We start from the raw sequence: 13,732 nt of genomic DNA, 5'->3' as shown, positions 1-13,732 counted from the left end.
CCGTTCGGTCAGGAGGATTGATGACGGAAGTCTTGCGGTGTCAGTCCACAATGCTCTTTGAACAACTTGATGAAGTACTGCGGCTTATGGTAGCCGATTGCCGTCGCAACGTCGCTAACCTTGAGTTCTGGTTGCTCGATAAGGATTTCCCGCGCGCGCTGCATGCGCACTTTGTACAAATATTCGCTAATATTTTCGCTTGCCTTGCTTTTGAACAGAGCGGACAGATACGCGGGATGCAGGCCGACGTGATCCGCTGCCGTCTGCAGCGTGGCGTCCGCGAGATGCGCTGTGATGAACTGTTGGACCTTACGGATGAGCGCTACTTGCTCATTGTTCCATTCGCTTTTGGTCATCTCCCGCAATCGCTCGAGCGTGAGTACTATCCAATCCTGAAGCTGGTACATATGGCGGAAACGGTTGGTTTCAGTGGCCTTTTCCAGCTCTGGAGGGATGATCTCAAGCAGGCTGAGTCCGTTTTTGTGGGCAAAAAAGCTGAAGGCGCCCATCGCGTGATAATAGAGCTCAAGTAGCGTTTCCCGTGAATCCATTCGTTTGTTTGTCACCTCAAGGAAAATCGCGTCCCACTTGGCAGAGATCGCCTCCCACTGGTAAATTTCGAACAACTGGATCATCGTGGGTGACTCGTAAAGACTATGGACTCGGTAGGGCTTTTCCGGCACTAAGGCGTCCTGCAGGCGGATTAAGAGGCCCGTCTCACCGCCAAGATGGCGGGTGAGTATAGCCAGTGCGTCCTGGTAAGTTTCACGCAGGCCGTGAGCCATGACCTGCCAGTGGCTCACGACGATTGAAATGCTGCTTTTGAGAAAGTGTCTGACGTGCTGCTGCAGCCTGGCCGCCAAATGTTCGAGGGATCGCTGCCGATTAAGCTCCGGCTCCTTCTCCCGCGCTAGCCATGACTCTTCCCGTACCTTGAGAACGAAGACTTCATGCTCGTACGCATCACGCCCGTGCCAGACATGAAACAATTCCGAGAAGGTTTCCTCAGCGATATTTGCGACGGCCGAGGAGAGCAGGGACTGGTCCTTCCAGTTCAACTCCTCAGCAGACGATTCAATGCGTAGGAGGCATATTGCAGTTTCGTCGCTCGGACAGAACGGCAGCCGATAATAAGCCATTTTTTCTTCGAGAAGCTTGGGAGCAAGCTTCCTACCTTGAAGCAGATCCATAAGCAGCTTTTCTCGAAACAATGGCATATGTTCGCTGAGCATGCTCATTGCCTTCACCTGTTTTCCCCGTTCGTCCCATTCCAGATGAAGCGCTTCCGTAAGTTGGCGCAGCATGTCGGCCAGCTCTCTTTGGTCGACTGGCTTTAGCAGATAACCATCCACCTGTTGTCTGATCGCCTCCTGTGCGTAGTCCCATTCGCCGTAGCCGGATAGCAGGATGCTTTTGAAGTGTTTGTCATATTTTTTTATATGCTCGATCAGCTCCAGGCCGGAGATCCCGGGCATTCGAATATCGGTGATGATAATATCGACGGGATAGCTCTTGCAATGTTCGAGTGCCTCTTCGCCAGAGAAAGCCTTGTGAACCTTGCCAATGCCGAGCGCTTCCCACGGCATGGTGCGTTCGAGACTGTCCACGAGATGAGCATGATCATCAACAATTAGTAGCTCATACATGCTTAAATCCCCCAGTCAGTTTTCGCTTGTTACGGTTGACGTATCTTCAACCTTTTTATTATCTGAGCAGAACTGTTCCTTTGTCAATTGCAGGCCCAAGACGCCAGAATCGTTGCCTTGAATTCGCTCATCTCGACGACTAATCCCTGCCTCAGCCTTGACGCCTCGGCAGCGAATGCCATCAGATGGCTGTCAAACGAGGCCTGAGCGGAGGCGACTGCTACGAATTCGGCCTCGTCCGAATGGGCGAGTACATAGGGAGCATAGCTAGGCAGCCCTCGGGCGTTTGCGCCAATCAGAGCCAGCTTTATTTTTTCATGGAGATATACATACCTCCTATTGGATTTTGCGATACCAAGGCAAACGTGAGAGGGGCGCATCAACTTGAAGTTCGATAGGCCCGTTGATGATATTTCCATCCTCGTCCTGCCATTGACCCTCAGGAAAAATCACGTTTCTGGATGTCAGTCCCTTGACGACGACTGGCGCAACGAGCAGATTCTGTCCGAGGAGAAACTGGTCATTTACGAGCTCGTAGCCGCAGCCGGGATATTCGAACTCCAAGCTGCGCAGTATCGGTAAACCGTCTGCAGCCGCTTGGCGAGCGAGCGCCAGAATTTCGGGACCAAGCTCGGATCTTAGCCGTACAGCGTCAAGGCACCAGGTTAGCTCCTCACCTTTCAGCACGCGCCAGGGTGCCATGGAAAACTGCATCACAGGGAACAGTGCGGCACACTGGGTATACCGTATGAACAATTCGCTGTCAAAGTGAAATTCCGGGGAGTTGATATCGCCGTCCATACCGCCGCCGATCATATCGGGGCAGTTAAATGCGTAACCAAGCAGTCCCTGAGCAATCGCGTTGGGTATGAGTCCGCTGAGCCCAGTGGCGTCCCACGTATGTGTCTTGTCCCGCTGGCGCTGGATGAGTCCCTGGCCACCGAGTTTCCAACACATCCGCAACTCAACCAGCGAGTAGCCAACTCCGAGATTAGCATATGCTTCGCAGTCTTCAAGCTGACGCAGGGGACGAGTCCATGCAACGGGCTGGGTCGTGTCCGCTCCGCCCGGCAAGAACGGCTCGCCGGCGTCAAGCTTAAAACCATCAACACCGTAATCAGTGATCAGACGATCCATCTGCCGCTTGAACCAGGCTGCACCTTCCTCCTTCGTATAATCCATAACTGCGCTGTACCCATTCCACCAATGTCGGATGATTGGCGCGTTGTCCACGCCTATTAGAAGCAGATCACCCGCCCGCAATTCCTTAAACATGGTGCAGTCCGCACTTACGTATGGGCACATCCAGAGCATCACCTTGAAACCCATGCCATGAAGCGTATCGATCATCTCCCGGGGATTCGGGAACCTGTGCTTGTCAAAGTCCCACATGCCATAATCCATCATCCAATTGTCGTCGATAATGAGGACGCCGGGCGGTAGCCCGTTCGCTAGAATTGATTCTGCATAACGGATAATTCTGTCCTGCGTGGGGTTATAGAACATCTCGACCCAGGTACAGTACTGCGGGGCTGTGAAGACGAGAGCGTCGGGCATTTGCTTGGAAGGAGGGAAGTGTGTGCCAGCAGCATGACGGTATGCTCCCTGCAGGGAGCTATGTTCCTCTTCCACGACGACTTCACCTGCGTTATCAAAGACCGAGAGTCCATTCCCGTCCACATGGAAAGCAAACGGTTCCTCGCTCCAAATATATCTGCCTTTATTGGAGAGCAGCAAAGGCGAGGCCTGATTGTCATCCGTCACACGCAAATCCCTCGTATATGTTGTCTGGCCAAACGGCATGGAGCTGCCATCGTTGATCACACCGCCCCACCAGTACTCACCGGGCAACCGGGTGATTGAGATATTATTCATGGGAGAATTCTCCTTTGGAATTGCGGACAAAATCTTGTGGATGATTTGCCCCAATCGTTTGAATTTAGGTACGCGTTTTATTATGCAGAGATCATCCGCAGTTGGGAAGGGGATCTTAAAAATGTGGTTTGAATCTTAAAATCTGGGCATTTAAACCGGATTTTTCCTGATTTATGATGAGAACGTCAAGAGCTCACGACGATCGACTGACGGAAAAAACGCGCATTTTTTTCGTCCTCCAGCTTTTGGAGCATGATTGCTGGACATAAGAGTACAACTTCATTTTTAAGAAAAGTCGAGGGGAGTTTGACGATGAATATAAGAAAAAAAATGGCAGCAGGGATCGCCAGCTTACTTCTTGTCTCGTTGATGGCGGGCTGTAATAGTTCTAACGACGGGGGCGGGGCTACCGACGGTGGTGCCCAGAAGAACGTTACGATCTCTTATACGATCTGGGACAAAAACCAGCAGCCGGCAATGGAGGCGATCGCCGATGCGTTCACTGAGCAGCACCCGAATATCAAGGTGAAAGTTGATGCTATTCCTTGGGGCGAATATTGGACGAAGATGTCCGCCGCAGCGCCAGCGGGAATGCTGCCTGATGTATTCTGGATGCATGGCGGTCAGTTTATGAAGTACGCAGAAGGCCAGTTCCTCGAGCCGATCACGGACAAAGTGCAGGCCAATGAAATCGATCTGAACAACTACGCGTCCAACCTCGTCTCCATCTATACGATGGACGGTCAAAACTACGGTATTCCAAAGGACTTCGATACCATTGGTCTGGCCTACAACAAGGAGCTGTTCGATCAGGCGAACATTCCTTATCCAGACGATACATGGGATTATGCCAAGCTTGCTGAAGTCGCCAAACAGCTAAGTCAGCCAGACAAGGGCATTTACGGTTTTGGCGCAAAGCTGGACACCCAAGCGGGCTACTGGAACGACATGTTAGCGAACGGTGGTTTTATTTTAAATGACGACATGACCAAATCCGGCTACGACGAGTTGGCTTCGATTGAGGCACTAAAGGCCCGTTACCAGATGATTCTTGACAAGGCTTCGCCGACGCACCAGCAGATGACCGACACGGATTCGGTCGAAATGTTCAAGTCCGGCAAGCTCGCGATGATTTTCGATGGATCTTGGGATAACGGGAATCTGGCGAGTAGTGAAATTATCAAAGGAAAGTACGATTGGGCACCCCTGCCGAAGGGGAAGGTCAAGCGTGGCAATATCATTAATGGCATCGGCAACGTCATGTCCACTAAGGGTAAGCACAAGGATGAAGCATGGCAGTTCCTGAAATTCCTCGGCTCCAAGGAGGCCGCTGAGATCACGGCAGAGATGGGTGCCGCGATTCCGGCGTTCAATAATACGCAAGACGCATGGGTGAAGAACAATCCCGATTTGAACCTGCAGGTATTCATTGATCAGGCGGGGGACGCGACTCCGTACCCGAGCGGTTCAAAATCGTACCCAGTCTGGTTCTCGAAAGAAGCAGAAATCATGTCACAGGCATGGGGCGGCGCCATTTCAATCGAAGAAGGTGCCAAGAAAGTGGCGGAAATGATGAATCAGACGATTGAGGACGCAAAGTAAGCGCCCTACGTCAGGCAAAATTGTCGATGGTATTCCGGTTAACGGAATACCTATGGCACAAATGAGGTGAAGGCAATGCATTCGAAAAGCAGATATATATGGGCTTATATGATGATCGCTCCGACATTGATCGGAACGCTCGTTTTCTGGAGCTGGCCAGCAGTCTATTCCATCTATCTGAGCTTCCTGAAGTCCGAAAACTTCGGCCTTGTCAACCACTGGGTCGGTTGGGCCAACTACGAGAGATTATTTATGGACGAAGAGTTCTGGCAAAATCTACGTAATACGATACTTTATGTTGTGCTGTTTGTACCTACGACGATTATACTTTCGACGTTCTTCGCCGTACTGCTGAACGCTAAGATCAAGGGTCAGGCTGTCTACCGGGTCATTTATTTTCTACCGCAGGTTACGATGGCGGCCGCGGCTGCTATGGTGTGGGTCATTATTTTCGCTCAGGATTACGGACTACTAAACTCTGTACTCGGCACACACATCGCGTGGATCTCTGACAAGCGGTTCGCCATGTATGCTCTTGTCATGGTCGGTGTTTGGGGAGCGATTGGCTTTAACATGTTGCTGATCCTAGCTGGGCTTCAAGGCATTCCACGTACTCTGTATGAGGCGGCTGAGATTGATGGCGCTGTCGGCTTTCGCAAGTTTCGTTCCATCACGCTTCCGCTATTAACACCAACACTATTTTTTACGTCGATCGTGCTTGTGATCGGTGCCACACAAATTTTTGACAGTATCTATCTGATTATCGGTAAAACGAACGTTGCGCTACCGGCCGTGCGTTCTCTTGTATACGCTTATTACCAAAATTCATTTATCTATTACGATCAGAACTATGGAGCAGCGATTGTCAACATTTTGCTGGTGATCAACCTGGTTTTGACGGGTATCCAGTTCATGCTGCAAAAAAAATGGGTGATTTACGATTGAGGAGGTACGAAAGTGAGCAGAGTTGTCTCTTCGAAGCATAGAAGCAACCTTATTATTCATTTGGTTCTGATCGCAGGCGCAGCCGTCATGGTGCTTCCATTTCTCTGGATGATTCTTACGTCGCTCAAGACGACGACGGAGGCGACCCAGATTCCGATTACGATATTACCTGCCGAGCCGAGCTTGCGAGGCTATATAGACGCCCTTAGGCAATCGGCCTTCTTGCATTATTATGCGAATACGCTAATGGCTGCGTTCATGAAGACATTATTCCCTGTCGTCTTCAGCGCGATGGCGGCCTTTGCATTTGCACGCATTCGCTTTCCGGGTAGAGGTCTGTGTTTTTTTCTGATCATTTCGGTCATGATGATTCCCAACCCGGTGTTCTATACCCCGCAATATTTGATGATGAGCAAACTTGGCTTGGTGAATACGACGACCGCACTTTGGATCACTTCGCTCGTCAGCCCATTTGCTACCTTTTTGCTGCGCCAGTTTTTCCTCGGAATCTCCAAAGAATTGGAGGAGGCGGCAGTGCTCGACGGATGCAATCCGTTCCAAATCTTTCGCTACATCATGCTGCCGCTTGTCAAGTCAGCACTGGTTGCAGTCGTCATCATCCAACTACTCTGGTCATGGAATGAACTACAGTGGCCACTTATCATCAACAGCTCACCGGAAAAATTAACGCTGTCGGCAGGCCTTGCCACACTTGTCTCCATGTTCGGTACGGATTATCCTGTATTGATGGCTGGGGCGTTCATGGCCGTTATTCCGATGCTCATACTGTTTTTTATTTTCCAACGGCGGTTTATTGAGGGTGTCGCCTTCAGTGCCAGTAAGGGATGATTTTTTGAATTACGCCGATGTAATCTGTGAAAATGGATTGAGCATACCACCACGTTTACTAAGCTTTTTGCATCAAGTAGAGACGAGGTGTGTTCTCGTTCATGCGTGGAGTTTTAAGCTGGAGAGGGGGTGAGTGAGACTGGCGAGCAAGTTCGTTGCCATATTTAATAGTTAATCTCATGCGAACAGGAGTGAAAGATGCAATGTCGAATGCAAGAATCGCAAGGCTAGGATTGATGATGGTCGTCTTTTGTCTACTTGGCTCGATAATGTTTATGAACTTCAAGCCCAACCATGCCTATGCGTCAGGGGAGTGGCAAGCCCAAACCTATGACCCGAACAAAGCAGGACTGGAGCTAAATCCACTGAAGGGCTTTTTACCCTTCTCCAAGCTTCCCTCGGAAAGTGTTGATCCGAACAACAGTTTTCCGCACAGCATGGAATGGTTCTACGTTTCACTTCGTGACCTGATGACGGATTGGAACACATACAACTGGGCACCGCTGGATGCCTATCTTAATGATATCGCTAGTCGGGGCAACCAGGCGGCTTTCCGTGTCTACGTTGACTACCCGGGGCGTACAAGCGGTATTCCGCAGTTTCTAATTAATGGCGGGCTTATGACCCGAGATTATGATCAGAACGGCAATCATGATACATCCACTCACAGTCTGGCCCCCGACTGGAACGACGCAAATCTGAATCAGGCTTTGCGACAGTTCGTCACCGCACTTGGGGCCCGCTATGATGGCGATCCTCGGATTGGCTTCCTGACAACAGGATTATACGGATTTTGGGGAGAGTGGCATACATGGCCCTACAATACAGACCCAACGAATTGGGAGATGAACCAGAGTAACCGTGACGGACTGCTTTCGGCATTCAAGAGCGCATTCCAGAAGACCCAGGTACTGGCCAGGTATCCTTATTCGGCGAGTACAGCAGATTTGAAAAACGCTTTCGGCTACCATGATGATTCTTTTTCGTACGAAACGTTGTTCGCAAATGACTGGGGATTCTGGAGTTTGATTACGCAGAACGGCCTGCAGAACATCTGGAAGACTCATCCGATTGGTGGCGAATTATACCCACCCCTCCAGCAGGATACGAGTTTTTGGCAGCACTGGCCCAACCAAAACGGTGAAGACTTCCAGACCTCAGTCGAAACGACACACGCCTCTTGGCTAATGTACGATCGTGTGTACAAAAATTCTTTGCCTGACGAGACGGCTAAGCTTAATGCGCTGCGAGCTCATAAAATGCTTGGTTATACGCTGTATAATTCATCGGTGCAGCTGAGTGATTCATCGGCGTCCTCACTGCAAGTCAACGTCAAACTCCAGAACAAGGGCGTTGCTCCGTTTTACTACAATTGGGAGGTCGAGTTCGGCGTACTGAATTCCTCCGACACATGGGTTAAGTCGCTTGGCACAAAATCGTGGAATCTGAAAAGCATCTTGCCTGGAGACACGGACTATTCCTTCTCGTATAGTGCGAATCACAACCTTCCCGCAGGGGATTACAGGTTAGTCATGCGGATTGTCAATCCACTCACCGGCGGCAAGACCATTCGTTTTGCGAACACGCGTCAGGACGCGAACCTAAATGGCTGGCTAACACTGTCCGGTTTCCACGTTTCTGGGAGTGCTACGACTTCTACTTTACTGGCTGACCAGCCCGTGACGCCAGTCACACCTCCGAATTCAGGTGTTAGCGCCTATGAGGCAGAGGCAGCGGGAAACACGTTAGCAGGTTCAGCGGTCATTGCGAACTGCACGACTTGCTCAGGTGGGGCAAAGGTGGGTTATTTAGGCAACGGTAGCGGCACGCTGAAGTTCAATAGTGTAACAGTGCCGTCAGCAGGCAACTACAAATTGACGATCCAGTACTTGAATGGTGAAGCGAGCCGCTCCGCCATATTAAGTGTGAATGGAGCGGCTGGTACATCGCTCAACTTTCCAAGTTCCGGCGCTTGGACAACAGTGGCTTCACAGGAGACGACAGTACATCTGCAGGCGGGGTCCAATACGCTGCTGTTCTCACAGCCGACGGGTTATGCCCCAGATATCGACCGCATCTTAGTGAGTGTGAACCCTACCGGTTCGGGAGGGTAAAGAAGGTCATCCATCCCCTTCAAGTTATACAGTTAAGAGAATGACTCTTACTGTTGAGTGAAGTGCACCCCTTAGAATAGACATTGGAAAAACCCCTGGGTTTGGCCGATGAAATTCTAGGGGGTGCATTTTTGTATGGCTAAAAAAGAGGCAATTCGTCTACATACTGTTGTGGGGTGGACATACCGTTTGTATGGACGTCTTCAGATGTAAGCGTGTACAATATGTAAATATATATCATTCCGTTTAAAAAATTGGGGGCTGGATATGAGGAAAACGTTATTTAATCGATTGCTGTTTTCTTATATGCCGATTTTTATTGTCGTGATCACGTTTACATTTTTTGTTTTTTTTCAGATATTAAGCGAACAAAGCCGTAAGGAGGCGCTTAACGCCAACAAAATGCTATCATTACAGGCGATGCGTCTGATCGATACTTCCCTGAAGGCGATAGACAATATGATAATGTCGGAAACCATAAATAATAAGCAGTTGATTGATTTCTTCAATAATGAAGAGAAGAATAACATTTTCATCAACATAAGCGCAGTTAAAAAAATGCAGGATATGATATCCTATTACCCCATGATTGATTCGATCTATTTTGTGCGTTATGAAGACAATTTCGTGCTCAGTAATGCGACAAGTGATCAACTTAGCAACTACAGAGACGAGCCATTTATTAAAAAGGCTATGGATCCGCTCGCACCCAAGCAATGGTCGGGCATAAGAACCTTCGAGCAGTTTTCTACAAAAGGGAGTAAGCCTGTCGTTAGTTTGGTACGGGGAGCGCCATTTATTACGGGCAAGAAAGGCATGATCGTCGTCAATGTGGCCACTGATTCGTTGCAGAACAGTATTGCTGACCTATACGATTCAAAAACAAGCTTTATCGGAATTCGGGACGCCGCGGGAAACGATTTGTTTAGTGACTTGCATTCTAAAGAGCAATCAAAGATTTTCTCCAATTATGTATCGAGCTATACCGGATGGTCCTACCAAAGTGGACTTATAAATGGCAAGTTGTTCCATGTAATCTCTTCATTATATAATGTCTGGTTTATCATCGGTATCGTGACGATCGGGGGTGGTTTTGTATGGCTGCTCTATGTTACCAGACGCAATTCAAGACCGCTGGAACAGATTGTGGCGCGTATCCGAGGTTACCGTCTCCCTTTGTCCAAGGAGTTGGGAGATGAATTTTCCTTCATCGAATCGGCCTTGTCCAATATTATTGAGCAATCGAATCAGTATCAGCAAAAGCACGATGAAGATCTGCATCTGCGAAAAAGGTACTTGTTCCACCAACTCATTGAAGGTGACATGGGTTTAACCCATGAGGAATGGATAGGAGAAACAAACAGTCTTCAGCTTCCATACTCGTTTAATAAACAAGTCGTACTTGTGATCGAAATGGATAAATACAGTGATTTTTGCTGCCAATACTCCCGCAGAGACCAAAACCTTCTTAAATTCGCGCTACGCAGTGTTATTCAGGAGCTTGCTCCAAAATATGGGCTCGCGCTTTGGTCAGAGTGGACTTCGGCATTTCAGCTAAGCGTCATGGTAATTATGGACAGCGAGGAGGAAGCAAGTACTTCCATAACACTCAAACTTTTCGAGAGCGTTCGTGTGTGGGTACAGGAAAATCTGAAGTTTACGGTAACGGTAGGTATCGGTGAGCAGGTTGAAGAGCTTTCCAGCGTCGCAAATTCTTATAAAGAGGCGCTTAGGGCGCTTAAATATAAAATAGTGTTAGGAGAAAACAGGCTCATTACTAGCGAACACATCGCAAATCACGGTCAGGTTGAGGTGTTCTCACAATTAAACGTAATTCGATCCATCATCCAGTCGTTCAGACTTCTTGAGGACGAATGGAAGACGAAGTATGACAAGCTCATGAATGAAATGAAGCTAGGATTGTTAACGAAAGATGAAATTACAAATCTGATGAACTATTTTATTTACTATTTGGGATTGGAAATCTCCGGGATGACAAAAGAGGTCCAAGAAATATGGATGCGAGATGGGTTACCAAGGCTCAGTAAAATCATAGATGAGTGCCATTCACTCGAGCAAATGCGGGAAGAATCTTTGAGCGTGTTGAACAGCTTTTTCACAGATTTGAAGGAAGCGCAAAACAGGCGTCTGCATGCAGCTACCATTCGAGATATGCGGAAAATGATCGAAGAGGAGTATGCCAATCCGAACATGTCGCTTGAATATCTCAGTTCAATCTTTAACATTAATGGGAAATATGTAAGCAAGCTGTTCAGGGAAGAGACCGGACAGAAATTCGTCGACTTCTTGATTGACATCCGCCTGCAGGCCGCAAAGCGCTTGCTCACGGAAACACAAGGTTCCATGCAGGAGGTAGCTGAGAAGGTAGGTTATACAAGCGCGATCTCATTCAGCCGTGTGTTTAAGAAAGTGGTAGGCTACTCCCCAAGCGAATTCCGCGAAGAAGCAGCACGCAGACAGATCGGTTGAATTTGGTTAACTGGTTGAAAATGGTTTGCTACGCCTGCTTACCCAGCAGTTTCATAATGTATTTCATGCAGCAGCTCCGGCTAAACACCGGAGCTGCTGCGCATTTTCAGGCCATGCGAAGACGGTTAAGTTAACGATTATTGTTTCTTGCTGCACCTCGTTATCCTACTTTACTATGTAGAATGTAAGCGCAAACAATCAGATCGAACGAAAGGAGAAGGAGCATATGTCAAGCATGCAAAAGAGAATCAGGAAACCCGAAACTTCAATGCAAGGCCAGCCACATGAACCGGCATTGCCTGACAGCAAATCATCATTACGCTTCATTGGGAAAAAAATGAAGCGTCACTGGCAGTTATACTTGGTCGTATTTCTGCCGTTGCTGTATTTGGTCATTTTCAAGTATATACCTATGTCTGGCGTTGTCATTGCTTTCAAAGAGTACAACGTCATCCAAGGTATTTGGGGTAGCCCATGGGTCGGACTGAAATATTTCGAACAATTTTTTGAATCACCAAACTTTTGGCTGTATTTGAAGAACACGCTTGGCATTAATATGTACGGTTTGCTTGTTGGTTTTCCTGCTCCGATTCTATTGGCACTTGCATTAAATGAAATTCGTAACGGTTTTTTCAAAAGCAGTGTACAAATGATCACCTACGCGCCTTACTTTATTTCAACCGTTATCATGGTTTCTATTCTCATCGTAACTTTGTCGCCAAGTGTTGGGATTATTAGCAAGTTCACACAACTACTCGGCATTGAAAATACAAATTTCATGGGAATTCCGAGCTTGTTCAAATCGATTTATGTCTGGTCGGATGTATGGCAATTTTCAGGTTATGGTGCGATTATCTACATTGCAGCTTTGGCAGGAGTCAATCCTGAACTATATGAATCGGCAAAAGTGGATGGTGCGTCCCGGATGCAGAAAATTATTAATATTGACTTACCGAGCCTTATCCCTGTATCCGTCATTCTACTCATATTGAATTTAGGGAATTTCATGAAAGTTGGCTTCGAAAAAGTATATTTGATGCAAAATCCCCTAAACATCAGCACTTCTGAAGTCATTTCTACCTATGTGTATAAGGTGGGACTGCTCAGCTCCAGCTTCAGCTTTTCGACTGCAATCGGTTTCTTCAACTCGATCATCAATCTGATTCTTCTTGTGAGCGTTAACTACATTGCCAAGAAATTATCCAATTCGAGTTTATGGTAACAGCAAATCAGCAGAAAGGAGGAACAAATATGTTCAAAGCGTCAAGGATTCGGGAATCGTATGGTGATCGTTTGTTTCTACTCGGTGTCTATGCTTTTTTGAGCGTAGTGACGATTGTCGTCCTTTTTCCGCTCATCTTTATCATTTCATCATCGTTTAGCTCACCGCAAGCCGTCGTATCCGGCAAGGTGTGGCTGTTACCCGTCGACTTTACGCTGGAAGGCTATAAAGCGGTGTTTCGAAATCCACAAATCGTTTTCGGTTACTTGAACTCGCTCTATTATACAGTCATAGGTACAGCAGTCAATGTTGCTTTGACTGTTATGCTTGCTTATCCGCTCGCCAGAAAAACGTTCTACGGCCGTAATTTTATCATGGTCCTTCTAGTCATCACGATGATGTTCGAAGGAGGGCTTATCCCCTTATATCTCGTAGTAAAAAACCTTCATATCCTCGATACACGTTGGGCGATGATTTTGCCAGGAGCCATGGCGGTGTTTCAAGTGATTGTCGCTCGGACCTTTTTTCAGACCACGATTCCCGAGGAAATTGCGGAAGCTGCCGAACTCGATGGCTGTAGTGACATCCGGTTCATTACCAGTATGGTAATTCCGCTCTCCAAACCCATTTTGGCTGTGCTGACGTTGATGTATGCTGTGGGCCACTGGAATGCTTACTTCGATGCATTGATTTTCCTGAAATCTCCAGATTTGTTCCCGTTACAGATCGTGTTGCGTAACATTCTTATTCTGAACTCGATCGATCCGACTATGGTGACCAATGTTGATCAGATGTTGGCGCAGCAAGGATTGAAGGACTTGCTAAAATATTCGCTTATCGTTGTCGCAAGTGCACCTGTCCTGATCATTTATCCGTTCGTGCAGAAGCACTTTGTTAAAGGTGTCATGATCGGTTCATTAAAAGGATAGTGACGGGGAGGTAGCTCAACCAGCATTTAAGGAGGTGAGGGGTTGAAGACCAGATAGAAT

The 13,732-nt window shown here is 47.9% G+C and carries 9 protein-coding genes; 7 read left to right on the top strand and 2 right to left on the bottom strand.

The window, feature by feature from the left end; translation table 11 throughout:
* Positions 1 to 8: 8 nt before the first annotated feature.
* Both BUA17_RS08465 and BUA17_RS08460 read right to left on the bottom strand, forming a co-directional pair.
* Positions 9 to 1,646 (bottom strand): response regulator, encoded by a 1,638-nt coding sequence (locus BUA17_RS08465; protein WP_072733232.1) that lies wholly within the window; start codon positions 1,644 to 1,646, stop codon positions 9 to 11.
* Between the two features lie 336 nt (positions 1,647 to 1,982).
* Positions 1,983 to 3,521, bottom strand: coding sequence for a glycoside hydrolase family 31 protein (locus tag BUA17_RS08460; RefSeq protein ID WP_072733231.1), 1,539 nt, complete (start codon positions 3,519 to 3,521; stop codon positions 1,983 to 1,985).
* Positions 3,522 to 3,833: 312 nt separating this feature from the next.
* Here BUA17_RS08460 and BUA17_RS08455 point away from each other — a divergent pair, with 312 nt between their 5' ends.
* From BUA17_RS08455 to BUA17_RS08425, 7 genes are all read left to right on the top strand, one after another.
* A complete protein-coding gene (locus BUA17_RS08455) occupies positions 3,834 to 5,123 on the top strand; it encodes an ABC transporter substrate-binding protein (protein WP_170867807.1) in 1,290 nt (429 codons plus the stop codon).
* A gap of 75 nt (positions 5,124 to 5,198) precedes the next feature.
* Positions 5,199 to 6,068: a carbohydrate ABC transporter permease gene (locus BUA17_RS08450; protein ID WP_072733230.1), complete on the top strand. Its 870-nt coding sequence runs from the start codon at positions 5,199 to 5,201 to the stop codon at positions 6,066 to 6,068.
* 12 nt (positions 6,069 to 6,080) lie between these two features.
* Positions 6,081 to 6,917 carry a carbohydrate ABC transporter permease gene (locus BUA17_RS08445; RefSeq protein ID WP_072733229.1) on the top strand — a complete coding sequence of 279 codons (837 nt, stop codon included), beginning with the start codon at positions 6,081 to 6,083 and terminating at the stop codon, positions 6,915 to 6,917.
* 203 nt (positions 6,918 to 7,120) lie between these two features.
* On the top strand, positions 7,121 to 9,031 hold the full coding sequence (locus BUA17_RS08440; protein WP_072733228.1) for a DUF4832 domain-containing protein: 1,911 nt from the start codon (positions 7,121 to 7,123) through the stop codon (positions 9,029 to 9,031).
* Between the two features lie 267 nt (positions 9,032 to 9,298).
* Positions 9,299 to 11,521: a helix-turn-helix domain-containing protein gene (locus BUA17_RS08435; protein WP_072733227.1), complete on the top strand. Its 2,223-nt coding sequence runs from the start codon at positions 9,299 to 9,301 to the stop codon at positions 11,519 to 11,521.
* 337 nt (positions 11,522 to 11,858) lie between these two features.
* Complete coding sequence (locus BUA17_RS08430; protein ID WP_240321288.1) at positions 11,859 to 12,743, top strand: ABC transporter permease; 885 nt, start codon at positions 11,859 to 11,861, stop codon at positions 12,741 to 12,743.
* Between the two features lie 29 nt (positions 12,744 to 12,772).
* The gene (locus BUA17_RS08425) at positions 12,773 to 13,672 is read left to right on the top strand and encodes a carbohydrate ABC transporter permease (RefSeq protein ID WP_063562736.1); all 900 of its coding nucleotides are present in this window, start codon (positions 12,773 to 12,775) and stop codon (positions 13,670 to 13,672) included.
* Positions 13,673 to 13,732: the final 60 nt, after the last annotated feature.

The sequence above is a fragment of the Paenibacillus sp. ov031 genome (assembly GCF_900143165.1).
Classification (GTDB): domain Bacteria; phylum Bacillota; class Bacilli; order Paenibacillales; family Paenibacillaceae; genus Paenibacillus; species Paenibacillus marchantiae.
This window is presented reverse-complemented; position numbering and strand designations above follow the sequence as displayed.